This window comes from Flavobacterium agri, from assembly GCF_013401995.1.
Taxonomy (GTDB): Bacteria; Bacteroidota; Bacteroidia; order Flavobacteriales; family Flavobacteriaceae; genus Flavobacterium; species Flavobacterium agri.
Genome location: NZ_JACBJI010000004.1, coordinates 291,760 through 310,804, shown reverse-complemented (window position 1 = coordinate 310,804; position 19,045 = coordinate 291,760). Strand labels below are relative to the sequence as shown.

The following is a 19,045-nucleotide window of genomic DNA, read 5'->3' as shown; positions in this document are numbered from 1 at the left end:
AAAGTATATTTGAGAAAACATCCTAACCATGAAACAAACTTTACTCTCGATTTTCGCCTTGATCTGTTTTGTTTTCTCCAACGGACAAACGGCTTATCAAGCGCCCGGCGTTTATGTGTGCAACCAAGCGCCCGCAAATGTGCAATCGATGACGCCTTTCGTTCTAGGTGCGCAAAATCCGGCTAATTTCACCGTGACGTACCACTTGTACGAAGCCGATGCCGTTGCCAATGTAAATGCGATTCCCGGTCTTTTGAATTATTGTTGCGGCGGAATGGTCACGGTATACGCGCGCGTCACATCTAACAGTTCAGCGAATTTTGCTATTTCGAATTTCAAGACGGTTTGGGATTTACCCAATTACACCCCGATAATCGGAGATATTTGGGCATGTGAGACGGCCCAGTTGCCTGATGTCGAATTCGGTGCTTTCTACACGGGTCCTTTCGGTACGGGATTTCAATATCCGCCGGGCGCCATGATTACCCCGTGGACAAGTACGAACGGTTACATGTATTGGTATGCGGGCAACGACGATTGTTATTCTGAAGTGCAGTTTTATGTTTTGGTAGACACCACGCCTATTTTGTGGGAACCTACCATGACCAATTGCGTAGGAGACGAAAATTTCAACTTGACGCAGGCAATTTCTACCACAAGTGCGATGACGTTTTACCATACGCAGGAAGATGCGATGAACATGATCAATCCCATTGCTAACCCCGAGGCTTATCCAGGAACGGAAGGCGAAATCGTTTGGGTATTGCTGCAATCTTTCTGTACGAACATCCAACCGCTGACGCTTCATTTCCAAACCTGCACGCCAAACACGATTTACGGAAAAGTAGGCATCAGCCAAAACGGATCGACTTGCGACGTCTCTGATCCGGGGCTTCAAAACTGCAAAATGTCGCGCACGTTCGATGGCCAGACATCCTATGCTTACACCAATGCCAACGGCAATTATATGTTCACGAATGTTCCCGTTGGAGCCAATACCGTCGCGCCGGTGCCGACACAACCTTATATTACGGTATTGAACCCTACTTCCACGGTCATCAATACGTTCACCAATTCTCAACTGCAGGCCAATTTTTGCGTGAACGAATCGCCTTATGGAGATGTGCGCATGATCATGCAGTCCATGGGGAATTTCAGGCCCAACATCACGACACAGGTTTTCCTTCAGGTAGCGAATTTGGGGAATTTTACGGCTTCGGGAACGGTGACTTTGACGTACGACGCGTCTAAAACAAGTTACGTTTCTTCTTCGCTCGCGCCGGTTTCGAACGTGCCGGGCACGTTGACGTTCAACTACAACGTCCAACCGAATTACGGACAACCGATTTATGTGAGTTTTTACACGCCTACGACTACCGTTATGGGCGATGTGCTTGCGTTCAACGCGACCGCCTCGCTTTCGGGCGACCAGGATTTGACCAACAATAGCGCGACCATGAGTGAAACCGTCGTGAATTCATACGACCCGAACGATATTTCGGTTGCCGAAGGCGCATTCATATCGCCAGCCCAGGCGACGGGTTACCTGCATTATATCGTGCGCTTCCAGAATACGGGAACGGCCGAGGCATTTGACATAAGGATCGACAACCCATTGAACGAACTGCTCGATGCAGACACATTCAGGCCTGTTGCCGCGAGCCATACGTATTTTACCGAAAGGACGGGCAGCAACGTTTCGTTCCGCTTTCCGAATATCGATTTACCAGCTTCAAGTGTCGACGAGCCGAACAGTCATGGTTGGGTGATTTATGAAGTCAAGCCGGTAGCGGGAATCGAGGTCGGTGATGTGATTTCGAACCAGGCGTTCATTTATTTCGACACGAACCCTGCGATCGATACCAATACGGTAACGACAACCGTACAACAGCTTTCGACTCATGAAAGCCGCGCCGATATATTCGCGATCTATCCGAACCCGACGATCGGCAAATTCACGATCCGATCTATGCAAACAAGCCAACTCGATATGGAAATTACCGATGCAAGAGGTACGAAAGTCCTGTCCAAAAAATTATCGTTGGTTTCGAATGAAGTTTCCGTCGACATCTCGGGATTGAGTTCGGGATTGTATTTTGTAAAGATGGCTTCGGAAAACGGATCTTCCGTTAAGAAACTGATGGTGAAATAATTTCGCCAAGTGGCTTTCGCTCAAAATAATGGGCATAAAAAGATACATTTGTAAAAAACCAATGAAACAAAAACTACTTCTGCTTCTTATCGGGTGCCTTTTCAGCCTTTCGGCCAAATCGCAAGTCGCCAACACTCCACCGAACATCCATCAATGCGGTTGGGAAGTTTTCGATTTGACCGTGCAGAACGATATTATTCTCGGCAACCAGAACCCTTCTTTGTTTTCGGTGAGCTATTTCACGAACATAAGCAATGCGAACGCGAATGTAAATGCGATTGCAAATCCTGCGAACTTCGTCGGAAACGCATCCCAAATCATTTTCGCACGCGTGACCAATGTCCAGACCGACGCATTTGCGGTAACCTCATTCAATATTTCGTGGAATCTTGACGGCAGCCTTGTGGTTTATGCGCCCGAGGACGTCACGGTCTGTGGCTCCTATGCGTTGCCTACACCATCGACAGGAAATTTTTACGCAAGTCCTAATGGAGGCGGTCTCCCTATCGCACCGGGAACGGTGATTACCTCGACACAAACTTTGTATTTGTATGCACAGAATGGCGGTTGCACGGCCCAGCAAGCCTTTACGGTTACCGTAATCGGACTTCCTGATTTGAGCATGCCCGACGTTTACGCCTGCGAATCGTTCATACTTCCCGATTTGCCTCCGGGCGCTTCCTATTTTTCGGGTCCGATGGGCACCGGAAACTTGATGGCTCCGGGACAGGCAATTACGCAGTCGATGACGGTTTATGTATACGCCGAAATCGGATCGTGCTCGGCCGAAGAACAATTTACGGTAACGATAGGCGAAATCCAGGTGAATGATTTGAGCCCGATACACGGTTGCGGACCTGAAGGCGTTGGCACTTTCGATTTATCGGGAATTGCCGTAAGCGCGACTTCTGATCCTAGTGCTATCGTAACGATTTATGTGACGATGGCGGACGCGCAGGCCGGCGTGAATGACATTGCCACTTCCGAGCCGTTTTTAAGTGGAACCGCAACACTTTGGGTACGCGTACAGTCCGGAAATTGTTTTGAAATCGTGCCTTTGTCGCTGATTTACGATTTTTGTACAGGCAATGCTTTGTACGGTTTCGTGACGGTGGATATCGACAACAACGGATGCACGAATGCCGACCCCGATTTATCCGGAATCGCGATCATCCACACCTTCAACGGACAGGAAACACTGTACTACACGAATTCGTTCGGTATTTACTATATCCAAAACGTATTGCCGGGCGATAATACGGTAGCGCTCGACCCGTCTACCTTACCTGCCGGTGTAAGTGGCACCGCCTCGTCCCAAACCATCACGTTCACCGAAGAACAGAATGAAAATGTTTCGTTTTGCGTTACGACCGATGGCAGCACGAACGATTTGTCTATCACGGTTTCTCCAAATTCACAAGTCGTACCCGGATTCCAGACTGCATATCGCATAAAAGTCATGAACAGTTCACCAGTTTCGATGGGTGCAACGGTCGTCATTGATTTTGATGGGGCGAAATTCGATTTCAGCAACTCGACTCCCATGCCTACCAGCGCGTCGTTCAATAGCCTGACATATACTTTTTCGTCGATTCCGGCCTATACGGGATTGCAATTCTATGTCTATTTCGATGTAGCCACGCCTCCAACGGCAAACTCAGGCGATGTCGTCGTGCTTTCGGCGACCGTAACCAACGCTTCGGATGTGAACCCGGAAAACAACACGGCTTCGGGGACGCAAACAGTGATCAATTCCTATGACCCGAACGACATAACGGTGCACGAGGGCGCGACGATAACGCCGACTCAAGCGCAGGGTTATTTGCATTACACCATCCGATTCCAGAATATGGGAACCGCCGAAGCACAGAACGTGCGTATAGAGAACGAACTTTCGGATTTGCTCGATTGGTCGACGTTCAGGCCGATTTTTGGCAGTCATGGATATTACGCGAGCCGTTCGGGCAATCAGGTGACGTTCTCGATGCCTCAAATTCATTTGGTCCCCGAATCGGTGAGCGAAATCGACAGCCAAGGTTTCGTAACCTATGAAATCAAACCGATTGCGGGTATAGAAATTGGTGACATCATCGCAAATTCGGCCAATATTTTTTTCGATTTCAACGAAGCAGTGCCGACCAACGAAGTGGAAACGACGGTTGCACAATTGTCGGCGCCGGAAACGGCTCTGGAATCTTTGGAATTGTATCCGAATCCCACGTCAGGATCGGTGAAAATCCATTTGGCAACCGATACTATTTTCGATGTTGAGATTGCCGATGTACGTGGCGCGATAGTATTCGCCAAAATACTGTTACATAATGATGAAGCGATTGATGTTTCAGGTTTGCATTCGGGAATCTATTTCGTGAAAATCAATTCGGGAACGGCAAGCGCAACCAAAAAATTGATCGTGAAATAAACTCAGGCACTCAGGCACTCAGGCACTCAGGCACTCAGGCACTCAGGCACAAAAATAAAAAAACCGCCAATCTCTCGAAAGGCGGTTTATTTTTACTCGATCTCATTGCCTTCTTTATCGAAGAAATGATATTCGAGGAACGTGTAAGCGTCACGCGGTATGATCTTCACCCATTTTTTGTGCTCAAAGAACCACTTGGAGCGCATTGATGGAAAACCTTTACTGAGGTAAGCAGCCACGAACGGATGCGTGTTAAGCACGATCTTCTTGTGGATTTTGGATAGGCGTTCCAAGTCGGAGGCGATTTTGTCGACGATGAGGATCGGTGCCTCGATTTCGCCGTTTCCGTTGTTCGGATCCTCTTCGTTGGTTTTGATGTTCACCTCCGGCCTAACTCTTTGTCGGGTTATCTGGACGAGCCCGAACTTGCTAGGTGGCAGGATTTTGTGTTTTGCTTTATCGTCGGACATTTCCTGACGCAAATGGTCGAAAAGCACTTTGCGATTGTCTGGGTTCGTCATGTCGATAAAATCGATGACGATGATTCCGCCCATATCGCGCAGCCTCAATTGGCGTGCGATTTCGGTAGCGGCGATCATATTGACTTCGAGTGCCGTGGCTTCCTGGTTGGTCGCCTTGTTCGAGCGGTTGCCTGAGTTCACGTCGATAACGTGAAGGGCTTCGGTGTGCTCGATGATAAGATACGCTCCGCGACTCATCGAAACGGTTTTCCCGAAAGACGTCTTGATCTGTCTTTCGATATGATACCTTTCGAAAATCGGCGTATCCCTCGACTGATAAAGCCTTACGATATTCTGTTTGGTCGGAGCGATCTCACTTAGATACTCCTTGATGTTGTAAAACAACTCCTCGTCATCTACAATGATACCCGTAAACGTATCGTTGAAAACGTCGCGCAGTATCGAAGATGCCCGGTTGAGCTCTCCCAATACTTTGGACGGATGATGGGCAGTTGGTATTTTTTTGCACATTGCAGCCCAACGCGTGAGCAGGTTCTGCAAGTCTTTGTCGATCTCAGCGACTTTTTGCCCTTCGGCAACGGTGCGGACGATAATGCCGAATCCTTTCGGTCGAATGCTTTGCACGAGACGTTTAAGACGGTCTTTCTCTTCTTTGGACTCTATCTTTTGCGAGATGGAAACCCTGTCTGAGAACGGAACGAGTACGATAAATCGGCCGGCTAAGGAGAGTTCTGAGCTTATCCTTGGGCCTTTCGTGGAAATCGGTTCCTTGACGACCTGAACGAGTACGGATTGGTTAGATCCCAAAACGTCTGTGATGACGCCGTTCTTGTCTATCTCTTTTTCGAACTGAAAGTTTTTGAGTGAAGAATCTTTTAGTTTACCTGCGCTTACAAGCTTTAAGAATTTCAACTGGGAAGACAGGTTCGGCCCGAGGTCGTGATAATGCAAAAACGCATCTTTCTCGAATCCTACGTTTACGAACGCGGCGTTAAGTCCGGCGACGGGTTTGCGGATCTTCGCTATGAAAATATCGCCGACCTGAAAGTCGCTTTTCTCTTCTTCCCTGTGTAATTCAATTAGTTTTCCATCTTTGGTTAAGGCAAAATCTACGGCTTCAGAACTCGATCTGATGATTAATTCTTTATTCACCTTGTAAATTTTTATCCGATACAACGAAAGACGTGATACACGTCTTCCAGAATAGGGGATGGATTAAACAATAACAGGTAGTAATTACCCGGTGGTTAAAAAATTCCAATAATAAAATTCCAAATCCCAATCTTTCAAAAACAACAACTGCCCGAACGGCGCGTTTTCACGAAGTTCTTATGCAGCTTGCTTTTGACCCGAGGCGCAGCCGAACTGGCCGCAGGTAATTTTGGAATTTGGATTTTGGAATTTTCCTTCCAATTTCAATGAACGTTTTTCCAGAACCGATTTCAAAATGGGTTCTAAAAAGAAAAAGTAGTTAAAGAACTACTTTTTCTTCTTGTGGCGGTTAGCTCTTGCACGTTTTTTTCTTTTGTGCGTCGCTACCTTATGTCTTTTTCTCTTTTTACCACTTGGCATAATGCGATTGTTTGTGAATTAATGATAGGTTTATTTTGCTTCGTTGTTGGTTTTAACACCTTCAACAAACACCTTTGCAGGTTTGAATGCCGGGATGTTATGAGCAGGAATTTTGATCGTGGTGTTTTTGGAGATATTTCTTCCGGTTTTTTCGGCTCTTGTCTTGATGATGAAGCTTCCGAAACCTCTCAAATAAACGTTGTCTCCTGTTTCGAGAGAAGTCTTTACCTCATCCATGAATGATTCTACAGTTGCCTGTACATCGCCTTTTTCAAGACCTAACTTCTCAGAAATTTTCGCTACGATATCTGCTTTCGTCATTTTCTTGCGTTTTAATAATTGTGTGATATTTTTTGAGGTGCAAATATAAGAATTAAAAAACCAATAATTCAACCATAATTAATTAAAATTTAATAACATAAACTTTACTTTTGACCGCTTTCCCGCGCTATCATGGACTTCGCTAAACGCCTTATAGATTGGTACTTACAAAACAAACGTGATTTGCCTTGGCGCGAAACAGTCGATCCTTACAAAATTTGGCTCAGCGAAATTATGCTGCAGCAAACGCGGGTTTCACAAGGAATGCCTTACTATTTTGCTTTCACCGAGGCTTTTCCGACCGTATTCGACCTGGCCAATGCCGATGAACAGCAAGTGCTCAAACTCTGGCAAGGCCTCGGGTATTATTCTCGTGCACGCAACCTGCACTCGACCGCTAAAACCATAGCTTTCGATTACACCGGAAATTTCCCCGAATCCTATAAAGAACTGTTGCATTTAAAAGGCGTTGGCGATTATACGGCCGCCGCCATCGCTTCGTTTTCTTATGGTGAAGCCGTTCCGGTTGTGGATGGAAACGTATTCCGCGTCTTGGCGCGTTATTTCGACGTGGAAACCGACATCGCCTCGCCCAAGGCAAAAAAGGAATTCGCGACGTTGGCGTTCGAGCTCATGCCTAAAGACAACCCTGCGATTTTCAATCAGGCGATCATGGAATTCGGTGCTTTACAATGTGTGCCGAAAAATCCCGATTGCGCCGTTTGCCCGATGAACGATTCCTGTCTCGCCTTACAAAAAGGCAAAGTCGCCAAACTTCCCGTAAAGCTCAAGAAGCAAAAGGTCACGAACCGCTACTTTAATTATCTGGTGTACCGCGACGAAAAAGGCAATACGCTTTTGCAGAAACGCGAAGGAAAAGGCATTTGGCAGAATTTATACGAATTCCCTTTGATCGAAACCGATGCGGAAGCCGATTTAATGATGGTTTCGGATAAAATCGAGAATGAAATTTTGTCGATATCACGCATCAATTCAGTTCCGATCGTGCACAAATTGTCGCATCAGCAGTTGTTCTTGACGTTTTGGGAAGTCGACGTGGATGGTAAATTGGAAAACGGGATTTCTACAACGGAAATGATGAAGTTTCCCGTTCCGATCGTGTTGCACAATTTTATGGAACGTTATTTTGGAAGTGAGGATTTGTTTTCTAAACCTCAAAGGTTTTAAAAACCTTTGAGGTTTGTAAAAAGCAAACCGCCACCTCAACCCAAGCGCTCAAAAAAACACTATATTTGAAAATCTAATCCATACAAACATGAGCGGAACCTTAAATAAAGTCATGCTGATAGGCCACTTGGGCGACGAAGTCAAAATGCATTATTTCGACGGCGGCAACTGCATCGGAAGATTTCCGCTGGCAACCAACGAGACGTACATCAACAAATCGACCAACGAGAAGATCACGTCTACCGAATGGCACAATCTGGTCGTTCGCAACAAAGCGGCCGAAATCTGCGAAAAATACCTTTCCAAAGGCGACAAAATCTATGTGGAAGGCCGAATCAAATCGCGTCAATGGCAGGCCGAAGACGGCACGACCAAGTTCACGACCGAAATCCAGGTGACCGAATTCACGTTCCTCAACGTCAAGAAAGACCTTGATTCAAACCGCCAACCATCGGCGAGCGCACCAAAAGGAACGAGTTACGAGCGAGGCGATTTGCCCGAAAACGACCTTCCGTTCTAAGTTTAACCAACCTTTACAAATTTGGACCCCGAGCCCGAATTCCTTTCCACCCAAATTGGCATTGCCGTAGGTTTCGCGGTCATTTTCGTGTTGCTTTTCTGTTCGGCTCTCGTATCGGCGGCCGAAGTCGCGTTGTTTTCGCTTTCGCCACAGGATTTGGATTCCTCGACTAAAAAAGATCCGAAAAAAACCAAAGTGCTGTCGCGGCTTCTTCAACGCCCGAAAAAGCTTTTGGCGACGATTTTGGTAACGAACAGTTTCGTGAACATGGCCGTCATTGTGTTGTTTTTTACGATCGGGACTTCGGTGTTCGCTTTTATCTCGATACCTACATTGAAATTTGTGGTCGAAATCATTGTCGTCACGTTTTTCATTTTGCTTTTCGGAGACGTCTTGCCGAAGATTTACGCAAACCGCAACAGTTTGAGGTTCGCTTTATTCATCGCCGGTCCGATCGCGTTTCTCGACACGTTGCTCACGCCGATAAGCATTCCGTTGCGCTCGTTGACGAATTTCCTCAACGATAAGCTCGGCGGAAAACAGAAATCGAACATATCTGTAGACCAATTGTCGCAGGCACTCGAGCTGACTTCATCGGACGACACGACCCAACAGGAACAAAAAATCCTCGAAGGCATCGTCTCTTTCGGCAACACCGAAGTGCGCCAGGTGATGAGCCCGCGCATCGATATTTTCGCGATAGAGATTTCTGATACTTATGCCGAAATCCTTTCCGAAATCATCGATAAAGGATTTTCGAGGATTCCGGTTTACGAGGAAAACATCGACCATATCGTAGGCGTTTTGTTCGTGAAAGACCTGATTCCGCACATCGGCAAAAAAGAGTTCGAATGGAAAGCGTTGATTCGCGAGCCGTTTTTCGTACCCGAGAACAAAAAACTCGACAACCTTTTGAAGGATTTCCAAGGCATGAAAAACCATTTGGCTGTGGTAGTCGATGAATACGGCGGCACTTCGGGAATCGTTACGCTTGAAGACGTGATTGAGGAAATCGTGGGCGATATTTCGGACGAATTCGACGACGACAACATCTCGTATTCGCAAATAGACGACAAGACGTTTTTGTTCGAAGGTAAGATCAATCTCAAGGATTTTTACCGTATCATTGACCTCGACGAGACCGAATTCGAGGAAAGCAAAGGTGAAGCGGAAACGCTCGCCGGATTTTTACTCGAAATCCTGGGCAACTTCCCGAAAAAAGGCCAGAAAATAAATTTCGCGAATATCCGTTTTACCATCGAATCCATAGACCGCAAACGCATCAAACAAATCAAAGCTTCGATTGAAAATGATTAAGAAAATTACACCGTATATTTTAGTTTTTGCCATGTTGTTCTCGATTTTCGGATGTAAGGACGACGTGCTTCCGAAACCGACGGGAATGCTGCGCCTCGATTATCCGATCGCGCGATACGGCACGTTCGACAGCGATTGCCCGTACGGTTTTTACGTGAACGGAGATGCGACGGTAAAAGCGAAAGGCTGCAGTTTCGAAATCCATTACCCGAAAATGAAGGCGACCGTTTACCTGACGTATAAAAACGTGAACGGCGACATCGAAAAATTGCTAAGAGACGCCCAAAAACTCACGTACGAGCACGTGATCAAGGCCGACGCGATCACCGAACAGCCTTTCGTCAACCCCGACAAAAAAGTGTACGGCATGTTCTACAGCGTTGGCGGAAATGCGGCGACGAATTCGCAATTCTATTTGACCGACAGCACTAAACATTTCGTAACGGGTTCGCTGTATTTCTATGCAAAACCGAATTTCGATTCGATCATGCCGGCCGCGGATTATATCAAGAACGATATGCAGACGATGATGGAAACGATGTATTGGAAATGATTCGGACACTTTTTCTATGGCTTTTGTTCACCACATGCGCATTTGCCCAGAACCATCTTTATTTTGACATCGATTCGAAACCGATTGACAAAAAAACTTACGATGGCATGATGACCACCGGTGATTTGCTCAAATGCGAGAAAAAAACCGACACCGCCACATTATATAGAATCGAATATAGAAGCGTCGAAGCTGTTTTATCCGAAGCGAAATCGAAGAAACTCACGAACACTCTCAAAATCATTTCAAAAGACACTTCAGACCTCGAAAACAAGATTCTCGTCATACATTATTACCACGGAAAAGACCCATGTAATCCGAGAGGCTTAGGCACAAATGGAAGCTATTGGACACCGTTGGTCAAAATCTTGGAAAAGCGCCCGGACGTGAAACAATATTTCATATACAAACCCGAACAGAAAACACATGGCTTTCAAAAAAAATCGGCCTTAGAAGACCAAAATGAACTAATTGCCTCTGTTTTCTTCCCTTCTCATTACAACTGCGGTAGCTTCGCGATTTTATGGCCCGATCGTTCCTATATTGTCTGTAAAGGTGAATATCCAGCCGATGCGATATTGCGCTACCTCAACGCCAAAAAATAAAAAAGGGACTCTTTCGAATCCCTTTTCTTTTATCTTCAGCAAAATTTAAGCCGAGTGGCAGCTTTTCTTAGCTGCGCAACATCCGCCTTTCGCTTCTTTGGCATCGCCACAACCTTCTTTTTTGTCGGTCGCTTTCTTATCCTTAGAAGATTTCTTTTTGTCTTTGGCTTTCTCTTTTTCCTTTTCTTTTTCGTGGCTTACGAAAACGGCAGCGTGATCGCCGGACGCTTTAAGATCGGATACTTTGTATGTTTTTCCGTCACCTGTCTTTTCGACCGCTTCTACCAATTTTTCCGGAGATTGCTTGGCCGCATCGAATTCTACCGTAGCTTCTTTCTTGTCGAAGTTCACCGTGGCTTTGGTCACGCCTTCCAATCCCGAAAGTTTTTTCTCTATGGTCTTGGCGCATCCGACGGCGCAAACCATTCCGTCAATTTTAAAGCTTGCCGTTTCCGGTTTGGCGGCTACCGCAACGGTCGAAGCAGACGCATTATCGGAAGTTGCCGGAGCAGCGCTTTCTGTCTGCTTGCAAGCCGTAAGGAACAAAACGGGCAAAGCAGCGATCAACAAAGATTTCTTGAAATTCATAACTGATGTTTTATGTTTGGGTTAACACGTTCTATGGGAACGGATTACAAAAATAGCAAAAACACATGCCGTAAGTCCTAAATTTATTACAATTTTGGGGTGTTAATTAACAATTCGATGGGTCTGAACAACAACAAGATAGTTTTCATCACGATCCTTGCCCTGATTTGGGGAAGCTCGTTCATTTTAATCAAACGTGGATTGGTCGGGCTTTCACCTTACGAACTCGGCTCCCTTCGCATGATTTTCGCGTCCACTTTCTTTTTGATCGTGGGATTTAGGTCACTTACGCAAATCCCGTTGGACAAATGGAAATACGTGGCGCTTACGGCTCTTTTCGGCAGCTTTATGCCAGCGTTCCTTTTCGCGATGGCGCAAACGCATATCAGCAGCACGATTAGCGGCATCATGAACGCTTTTACGCCGCTCAACACTTTGCTTATCGGAATCTTGTTCTTCGTCCTTGACTATAAACGCACTCAAATCATCGGCGTGACCGTAGGATTCGCGGGTTGCCTTTTACTGATTTTGGGAGGCGAGTCGTCGAATGCGGGCAACAACAACTGGTACGCGCTTTTGGCGTTTGCAGGTGCACTTTCGTACGGCATCAACATCAATCTCATCAAGAAATACATTTCCGATTTACCGCCTATGAGCATCGCCACGGGCAATCTCGCGGTCTTGATTTTACCTGCTCTTGGAATTTTGACGTTCTCCGGCTTTTTTGACCATTGGCACGAAACGAAGGTTTTGCACTCGGCCGGATTCGTGGCCATTTTGGGCATCGTGGGCACGGGAATCGCGAACCTGCTTTTTTACCGACTGATCAAGATTTCGACGCCTGTCTTCGCTTCATCGGTGACATACCTGATCCCGATCGTAGCATTCTTTTGGGGCATTTTGGACGGCGAAACGCTCAACGTCTGGCAAATCCTGGGTGCGCTTATCGTATTGGTCGGCGTTTGGCTCAGCAGCCGCAAATAAGAAAAGGCCGCCATTTACGGCAGCCTTTCCTCTTTGATCGATGATCGATATTATTGGAAGTCGGCGTCGGTAACGCCTTCGTTCACTTTCACGTCGCTTGCGGTAAACTCGATTTCCATCGGACCTGCGCTCATCGTAAGTTTGTGTGGCAACTTCACGCCTTTCACATCTTTGTAATCGCTGTAATTCAAGGTTTGGCTTCCTTGTTCAGACGTTTTGGTCTCGGCTACTTTCAATCCGGTTTTGGTATCGAAATACAACGTCGATTTTCCAGATTTGATGGCATAGGCATCGGTTCCGTTCATGGTTTCGATTCCGGTCAACGTCACATCTGCTTTCTTCATCAGTTGCAATTCCTTGAAAGGATAAGCCGATTCTTTCATCGCGGCCAAATCTTCGCCAGAGAAATCCTTGCGCTGGCCTTGTTGCTCGATGTAAGCACCTTTTTCATTGGTCACTTGTTTCATCACGGTCATACCCATCGCGTTCATGTTGGCCGACAATTTCCCGGCGGCAGATGTCTTCATGGTCAATACCAATGGCGTACCTTGGATCGTTCCGGCGTAAGTAGTCGAAGTGGTCTTTACTGCAGTTACAGCTTTGTCGCCGCCGATCGCCTTGATGTAGTTTTCCAAAACCGATTTTGCGGTAACACCAGCCGGAAGTGTTTTCTTCTCTACTGGTTTCGCTACCGGATTACCGAATTTGTCGAAGAACAAGATCGGCACTTTATTGGCAGCGCTGAATTTTTCGAGAGCTGGCAATACCTCAGAACCTTTACCTACGATGATGATGCGTTGGTTGTCGGCAAGGAAATATTTGTTGGCCACACGTTGGATGTCCTCTGGGGTAACGGCCTCGATACTCTTGATGTAGTTTTTGTAGAAATCTGCCGGAAGACCTTCAGTTTCGATGTTCAACGCATAACGTGCGATGGTTTGCGGTTTGTCTACCTGCATTACGAAACGTCCGATGTAACCCGCTTTAACCGCGTCCAAAACTTCTTTGGTCACTTTTTCTGTGCGGATGCGTTTGATCTCTTTCATGAATTCGACAACGGCACTGTCTGTAACAGCGTTGCGCACCTGAGAAGCGGCCGAGAACGAAGTCACGTAACGGCTTCCGCCGATTGACGAACGCGCTCCATACGTCCAACCGTGGGCCTCGCGAAGGTTCATGTTCAAGTAGCTGTTGAAATCGCCACCCAAAACTTGGTTTGCCAAGATAACCGGGAAGAAATCCGGGTCTTTCATCTGCAAACGCACTGTATTCACGATACCGATTTCAGATTGTACCGCATTCGGCATGTCGATGAAATTGATCTGGGTAAATTGTACGTTAGTCGGATCAGAATATGAAATGTTCGGCGCTTTTTGGGCTTTCCAGTTTCCGAAAAGTTTGGTCACTTGTTTCTTGACATCGGCAGGCTTGACATCTCCGATTACGACCAAATAGGCGTTTCCTGGAACGAAATACGTGTAATAGTTTGTCTTTACGTCCTGAAGCGTTACGTTGTTGATCGTCTCTTCGGTCAAATATTCCCCAGACGGATGGTTCTTGCCATAAGCCAAAACTCCGCGAACGCGCTCCGCAACCGCAGGCACACTTTTCTCCTGGGTTTTCAAACCTTCGACGAGTTGGGTTTTCTCTTTGTCGAATTCTTCCTGGGTGAAGTTCGGATTCAGCGCGCCTTCGGCCATAAGCTCGAGCACGCGGTTTCCGTATTTCGACAGCGAAGTCGCATAGGCGCCGTTGGCAGAAAAGTTGATGTTCGCACCAAGGAAATCTACTTCTTCGTTGAAAGCGTCTTTGGCGATCTTTTTCGAGCCTTTTCCGATAAGTTCGCTTGTAAGATCGGCAACTCCTTTTTTGTTGCCTTCAGCATAAGGCGCATTGTCTAACGTCAGGTTATAGGAAACGCGTGGCAATTTGTGGTTTTCTACGACGAGCACTTTCAAACCGTTCGGCAAAGTGAACGTTTCGGGCGCTTTTACGTTGATTACCGGAGCCGGTCCCGGTTTTGGTTGCGGTCTGTCTTGTGCTTGCATAGAAAGGGTTAAAAACAAACCTGTTGCGGCTATGATTATTTTTTTCATGTCGTGGATCTCTCTTAGTTTTGTTTGTCTTTGGCTGGAACGTAATCAAGCAGCAAGCGCTGGTTCGAATTCAGGTACTTTTTCGCGACATCGCGGATTTCTTCGCGAGTGATCGAACGGTAGATGTCGATTTCGGTATTGATCAGGTTTACGTCTCCGTACAACAAATAGTAAGAAGCGAGGTTTTCTGCGATTCCTTCTACGCTCGCGTTGCTGTTCACGTATTGGTTTTCGAATTTGTTCTTCAACTTCTGGAGGTCTTTATCTGAAATAAGCTCGGTTTGAAGTTTCACGATCTCGTCATCGCATTCTTTCAGGATGTCTGCCGTCGGAGTTTGGCCAAGCGGCATGCCGTAGATGATGTACATGCCGTAATCTTCTTGAGAGAACGAGAACGCACCTACCTGAAGCGCCATTTTTTTCTCGTCTACGATTTTCTTGTAAAGTTTGGATGATTTTCCGTCTGTCAAATACGTTGAGATCATATCCAAAACACGGGCGTCGCGCGTCTTCATCGAAGGCGTGCGGTAAGCGGCGACTACCATAGGAACCTGGATGTTCGGGTCTGTGTACGTCGCTTTTATGGTTTGGTTGATCGGATCTTCGTTGAACGTTTGGCGCGTAATAGCCGGTCCTTTCGGGATAGAACCGAAATATTGCTTGATCCAAGTCTTGGCCTGCGCAGGGTCGAATTGTCCGGCCACTACCAAAACCGAGTTGTTCGGAATGTAGAATTTCTTATTGAACGCCTGGAATTCCTCGAGTTTGGCGGCGTCCAAATGTTCCATCGAACCGATAGTCGCCCAACGGTACGGGTGTTTTTTGAACATGTTTTTCTTGACTTCGGCCAAAAGGTTTCCGTAAGGCTGATTATCGACGCGAAGGCGTTTTTCTTCTTTGACCACCTCGTTCTGCGTATCGACGCCGATTTGGTTGATCACCGGATGCATCAAACGCTCCGATTCCATCCACAAACCAAGTTCCAGGCTGTTCGACGGAAACACTTCGAAGTAATACGTACGGTCGTCTGTAGTGTTGGCGTTGTTGGTTCCGCCGTTAGACGTGACGATTTTCATCCATTGCCCTCGCTCGATGTTCTTCGTGCCTTCGAACAAAAGGTGCTCGAAAAAGTGGGCAAAACCCGTTCGGTCAGGATTCTCGTCTTTGGCGCCCACGTGGTACATCACCGAAGTGATCACGACCGGAGCCGAGTTGTCGTTGTGCAAAATCACGTGCATGCCGTTGTCGAGGTCAAACTCCTCGAACGCCACCTTCTGGGCAGTGACGGTTCCCGAAAGCAATAGTGCAGAACCCAAAGCCATTATTGTGTTTTTCATAAAGTTAATTGATTAATAATTGCGTGTTTGTATGTATTGGGAAATGTTTGTTACGCCAAAAGTAGGTTTTTTAGGTGTAAGTGATTGGATTTTTTGATTTTTGGAACGCGTAGGCGGCTCGTGTGCAATCGATTTCGGAAAGGAGCTTTTTACGGCCATCTGGTGTAACGGAGTTCCTGACTCGTGTGGAATTACACCATATTTGACGCGATCGTTCAAAACGAAACGATTGCGCGAGGGATGGCAGCGGCATCCTTTCGGGTTAGTGTCGGGCGCGCCCGACACTAACCCGAAAGATATAGCGGACAGCCCGACGGCGGCTACTCAAAACCAACATTTTACCCTAAATTTCCCAAACCGCCGACGCGCCCCAATAAAAATCCCGAAAATTTCACCCAACCTCTTGCACCTTTGTCTTTTAATCGTATATTTGCACCCATTTTTAATCAATTTCAAACATATTGTTATGTACGCAATCGTAGAGATAGCAGGGCAGCAATTTAAAGTAAGCAAAGACCTTAAGGTTTTCGTTCACCGTTTGGACAGCAAAGAAGGAGACGCGGTTTCATTCGCGAAAGTCCTTCTTGTTGACGACAACGGAACGGTAACTTTGGGCGCCCCGGCTGTAGAAGGTGCTTCGGTAGAAGCCAAGGTGTTGCAACACCTAAAAGGAGACAAAGTGATCGTTTTCAAAAAGAAGCGCAGAAAAGGCTACAAAAAGAAAAACGGACACCGTCAATCCTTGACACAAATCCAAATTTCAGGAATCACTTTCGGTGGAGCTGCTCCAAAAGCCAAAAAAGCTGCCGCTAAGAAGACTGAAGAAACTGCAACAGAAGAATAACATTTAAAAAAGATATACGTCATGGCTCACAAGAAAGGTGTCGGTAGTTCCAAGAACGGACGCGAATCAGAATCGAAACGTCTAGGCGTTAAGATTTTCGGTGGTCAGGCTGCCATCGCTGGTAACATCATCGTTCGTCAGCGCGGTTCTAAGCACAACCCCGGAGAAAATGTTTACATGGGTAAAGACCACACGCTTCACGCTCGTGTTGACGGAGTGGTTAAATTCCAGAAAAAAGCAAACAATAAGTCTTATGTTTCAATTGAGCCTTTCCAAGCTTAATCAGAATCGACTTGAAAATAGAAAACCCGTTCTTATGAGCGGGTTTTTTTATTTGCGGAAATTACAAATGGGTGCATCGGCCTCGCCTTTTAATTCGGAACACGATCGTGTCTTACAAGTATTGGTTCAATTCTTCTGTTCTGAAACTGAAAACCAATAAAAAACCCTCACATTTCTGCAAGGGTTATTGTATAAAAAACTGTAAATCTTAGTAACGGTAATATTCCGGTTTGAACGGTCCTTGAACCTCAACCCCGATGTAATCTGCCTGCTCCTGGTTCAAAGTTTCCAACTCGACACCCAATTTCGCAAGGTGCAAAGCGGCCACTTTTTCGTCAAGATGCTTAGGCAACATGTAAACCTGGTTTTCGTAAGCGGCGCTGTTTTTCCACAACTCGATCTGGGCCAACGTCTGGTTCGTAAATGAGTTCGACATTACGAAGCTCGGGTGGCCGGTCGCGCAACCGAGGTTCACCAAACGACCTTCGGCCAAGATGATGATGTCTTTTCCTGCGATCGTGTATTTATCAACCTGTGGTTTGATTTCTACTTTAGAAGAACCGTGGTTTTTGTTGAGCCAAGCCATATCGATTTCATTGTCGAAGTGACCGATGTTACAAACCACAGTCTTGTCTTTCATCGCCTCGAAATGCTTCGCTACGACGATATCTTTGTTTCCTGTAGTCGTGATGATGATATCGGCGTTTCCGACAACCGTGTCGAGTTTCTTGACTTCGTAACCGTCCATTGCAGCCTGAAGCGCACAGATCGGGTCGATTTCGGTTACCGTTACGATTGAACCGGCCCCACGGAAAGAAGCGGCAGTTCCTTTACCGACGTCTCCGTATCCGCAAACTACAACGCGTTTTCCGGCAAGCATCAAGTCGGTCGCACGACGGATCGCATCAACCGCAGATTCCTTACAGCCGTATTTATTGTCGAATTTCGATTTTGTAACCGAATCGTTCACGTTGATCGCAGGCATAGGAAGAGTTCCGTTCTTCACGCGCTCATAAAGTCTGTGAACACCGGTTGTAGTCTCTTCAGACAATCCTTTGATATCGGCAACCAATTCCGGATAACGATCGAGAACCATGTTCGTCAAATCGCCTCCGTCGTCCAAAATCATATTCAATGGTTTGCGGTCTTCACCGAAGAAAAGCGTCTGCTCGATACACCAGTCGAATTCCTCTTCGTTCAAGCCTTTCCAAGCATAAACCTGGATACCGGCATCTGCGATTGCAGCAGCAGCGTGATCTTGAGTAGAGAAAATATTACAAGAAGACCAAGTCACTTCTGCTCCCAGCGCTTTCAAAGTCTCGATCAGGACCGCAGTCTGGATCGTCATATGTAAACATCCGGCGATACGCGCGCCTTTAAGCGGCTGTTCGGCTCCGAATTCTTTGCGAAGCGACATCAAACCCGGCATTTCGGCCTCAGCCAATTCGATTTCTTTACGTCCCCAAGCCGCAAGGGAAATATCTTTCACTTTGTAGGCCACATAAGGCATTGTCGTAGTACTCATATCTTAAATTATTATGGTCGGAAATTTGGCGCAAAAGTACGTATTAACTTTGGGAACAAAAAACGCAATTACGCATTATTTGAAACAGATTCCAAGGTTAAATATTTGGTTTGTAGCTTATTCCGGCTACCTGCTTTTACTCCTCGGTTCGCGATCGGTTTTTACAGGCTTTTGCACAGGCTTCCGTCGGGCGCCGCACAAAAACCGCGAACCTGCGGGGTAACCGCTTGCATCCGGGCTAGGCGTTTTGCAGTGAG

16 protein-coding genes are annotated in these 19,045 nt (G+C 46.6%); 10 read left to right on the top strand and 6 right to left on the bottom strand.

Annotation, left to right across the window (positions count from 1 at the left end; translation table 11 throughout):
• Positions 1-28 precede the first annotated feature (28 nt).
• Together HZF10_RS11555 and HZF10_RS11550 are read left to right on the top strand one after the other, a co-directional pair.
• Entirely contained in the window at positions 29-2,152 is a 2,124-nt protein-coding gene (locus HZF10_RS11555) for a T9SS type A sorting domain-containing protein (protein ID WP_176006360.1), read from the top strand.
• A 61-nt stretch (positions 2,153-2,213) separates the two neighbouring features.
• Positions 2,214-4,574 (top strand): T9SS type A sorting domain-containing protein, encoded by a 2,361-nt coding sequence (locus HZF10_RS11550; RefSeq protein ID WP_176006359.1) that lies wholly within the window; start codon positions 2,214-2,216, stop codon positions 4,572-4,574.
• A gap of 92 nt (positions 4,575-4,666) precedes the next feature.
• Here HZF10_RS11550 and HZF10_RS11545 read toward each other — a convergent pair whose 3' ends face one another.
• Together HZF10_RS11545 and HZF10_RS11540 are read right to left on the bottom strand one after the other, a co-directional pair.
• Positions 4,667-6,208 carry an Rne/Rng family ribonuclease gene (locus HZF10_RS11545; protein WP_176006358.1) on the bottom strand — a complete coding sequence of 514 codons (1,542 nt, stop codon included), beginning with the start codon at positions 6,206-6,208 and terminating at the stop codon, positions 4,667-4,669.
• Positions 6,209-6,658: 450 nt separating this feature from the next.
• Positions 6,659-6,976: an HU family DNA-binding protein gene (locus tag HZF10_RS11540; protein ID WP_290839563.1), complete on the bottom strand. Its 318-nt coding sequence runs from the start codon at positions 6,974-6,976 to the stop codon at positions 6,659-6,661.
• Between the two features lie 105 nt (positions 6,977-7,081).
• Between HZF10_RS11540 and mutY the strand changes: the two genes are divergently transcribed.
• The 5 genes from mutY to HZF10_RS11515 all read left to right on the top strand — a co-directional run bounded on the left by mutY (position 7,082) and on the right by HZF10_RS11515 (position 11,132).
• Positions 7,082-8,137, top strand: a complete 1,056-nt coding sequence (gene mutY / locus HZF10_RS11535; protein WP_176006357.1) for an A/G-specific adenine glycosylase — start codon at positions 7,082-7,084, stop codon at positions 8,135-8,137.
• A gap of 88 nt (positions 8,138-8,225) precedes the next feature.
• Complete coding sequence (locus HZF10_RS11530; RefSeq protein WP_176006356.1) at positions 8,226-8,657, top strand: single-stranded DNA-binding protein; 432 nt, start codon at positions 8,226-8,228, stop codon at positions 8,655-8,657.
• Positions 8,658-8,678: 21 nt separating this feature from the next.
• Complete coding sequence (locus HZF10_RS11525; RefSeq protein ID WP_176006355.1) at positions 8,679-9,974, top strand: gliding motility-associated protein GldE; 1,296 nt, start codon at positions 8,679-8,681, stop codon at positions 9,972-9,974.
• The gene (gene gldD, locus HZF10_RS11520) at positions 9,967-10,527 is read left to right on the top strand and encodes a gliding motility lipoprotein GldD (protein ID WP_176006354.1); all 561 of its coding nucleotides are present in this window, start codon (positions 9,967-9,969) and stop codon (positions 10,525-10,527) included. Before HZF10_RS11525 ends, gldD begins: the two co-directional genes overlap by 8 nt.
• 107 nt (positions 10,528-10,634) lie before the next feature.
• Positions 10,635-11,132 (top strand): hypothetical protein, encoded by a 498-nt coding sequence (locus tag HZF10_RS11515; protein ID WP_176006353.1) that lies wholly within the window; start codon positions 10,635-10,637, stop codon positions 11,130-11,132.
• 45 nt (positions 11,133-11,177) lie between these two features.
• Here HZF10_RS11515 and HZF10_RS11510 read toward each other — a convergent pair whose 3' ends face one another.
• A complete protein-coding gene (locus HZF10_RS11510) occupies positions 11,178-11,720 on the bottom strand; it encodes a heavy-metal-associated domain-containing protein (protein ID WP_176006352.1) in 543 nt (180 codons plus the stop codon).
• Between the two features lie 117 nt (positions 11,721-11,837).
• Here HZF10_RS11510 and HZF10_RS11505 point away from each other — a divergent pair, with 117 nt between their 5' ends.
• Entirely contained in the window at positions 11,838-12,704 is an 867-nt protein-coding gene (locus HZF10_RS11505; protein ID WP_176006351.1) for a DMT family transporter, read from the top strand.
• A 50-nt stretch (positions 12,705-12,754) separates the two neighbouring features.
• On the opposite strand, the gene HZF10_RS11500 is transcribed toward HZF10_RS11505, so the two are convergent.
• Positions 12,755-14,800: an insulinase family protein gene (locus HZF10_RS11500; protein WP_246282571.1), complete on the bottom strand. Its 2,046-nt coding sequence runs from the start codon at positions 14,798-14,800 to the stop codon at positions 12,755-12,757.
• Between the two features lie 14 nt (positions 14,801-14,814).
• A complete protein-coding gene (locus HZF10_RS11495) occupies positions 14,815-16,137 on the bottom strand; it encodes a M16 family metallopeptidase (protein ID WP_176006350.1) in 1,323 nt (440 codons plus the stop codon).
• Positions 16,138-16,603: 466 nt separating this feature from the next.
• Between HZF10_RS11495 and rplU the strand changes: the two genes are divergently transcribed.
• Both rplU and rpmA read left to right on the top strand, forming a co-directional pair.
• Positions 16,604-16,981, top strand: a complete 378-nt coding sequence (gene rplU / locus HZF10_RS11490) for a 50S ribosomal protein L21 (RefSeq protein WP_176006349.1) — start codon at positions 16,604-16,606, stop codon at positions 16,979-16,981.
• A gap of 21 nt (positions 16,982-17,002) precedes the next feature.
• Positions 17,003-17,263 carry a 50S ribosomal protein L27 gene (rpmA, locus tag HZF10_RS11485; RefSeq protein WP_176006348.1) on the top strand — a complete coding sequence of 87 codons (261 nt, stop codon included), beginning with the start codon at positions 17,003-17,005 and terminating at the stop codon, positions 17,261-17,263.
• Between the two features lie 208 nt (positions 17,264-17,471).
• Here the strand turns inward: rpmA and ahcY are convergent, their stop codons facing one another.
• On the bottom strand, positions 17,472-18,788 hold the full coding sequence (gene ahcY, locus HZF10_RS11480; protein WP_176006347.1) for an adenosylhomocysteinase: 1,317 nt from the start codon (positions 18,786-18,788) through the stop codon (positions 17,472-17,474).
• Positions 18,789-19,045 lie beyond the last annotated feature (257 nt).

Coding starts and splice junctions, on each gene's coding strand:
- HZF10_RS11550 (WP_176006359.1), top strand. CDS start 2,214: ATGAAACAAAAACTACTTCTGCTTCTTATCGGGTGCCTTTTCAGCCTT.
- HZF10_RS11555 (WP_176006360.1), top strand. CDS start 29: ATGAAACAAACTTTACTCTCGATTTTCGCCTTGATCTGTTTTGTTTTC.
- rpmA (WP_176006348.1), top strand. CDS start 17,003: ATGGCTCACAAGAAAGGTGTCGGTAGTTCCAAGAACGGACGCGAATCA.
- HZF10_RS11495 (WP_176006350.1), bottom strand. CDS start 16,137: ATGAAAAACACAATAATGGCTTTGGGTTCTGCACTATTGCTTTCGGGA.
- HZF10_RS11515 (WP_176006353.1), top strand. CDS start 10,635: ATGATGACCACCGGTGATTTGCTCAAATGCGAGAAAAAAACCGACACC.
- mutY (WP_176006357.1), top strand. CDS start 7,082: ATGGACTTCGCTAAACGCCTTATAGATTGGTACTTACAAAACAAACGT.
- HZF10_RS11510 (WP_176006352.1), bottom strand. CDS start 11,720: ATGAATTTCAAGAAATCTTTGTTGATCGCTGCTTTGCCCGTTTTGTTC.
- HZF10_RS11505 (WP_176006351.1), top strand. CDS start 11,838: ATGGGTCTGAACAACAACAAGATAGTTTTCATCACGATCCTTGCCCTG.
- ahcY (WP_176006347.1), bottom strand. CDS start 18,788: ATGAGTACTACGACAATGCCTTATGTGGCCTACAAAGTGAAAGATATT.
- gldD (WP_176006354.1), top strand. CDS start 9,967: ATGATTAAGAAAATTACACCGTATATTTTAGTTTTTGCCATGTTGTTC.
- rplU (WP_176006349.1), top strand. CDS start 16,604: ATGTACGCAATCGTAGAGATAGCAGGGCAGCAATTTAAAGTAAGCAAA.
- HZF10_RS11500 (WP_246282571.1), bottom strand. CDS start 14,800: ATGAAAAAAATAATCATAGCCGCAACAGGTTTGTTTTTAACCCTTTCT.
- HZF10_RS11530 (WP_176006356.1), top strand. CDS start 8,226: ATGAGCGGAACCTTAAATAAAGTCATGCTGATAGGCCACTTGGGCGAC.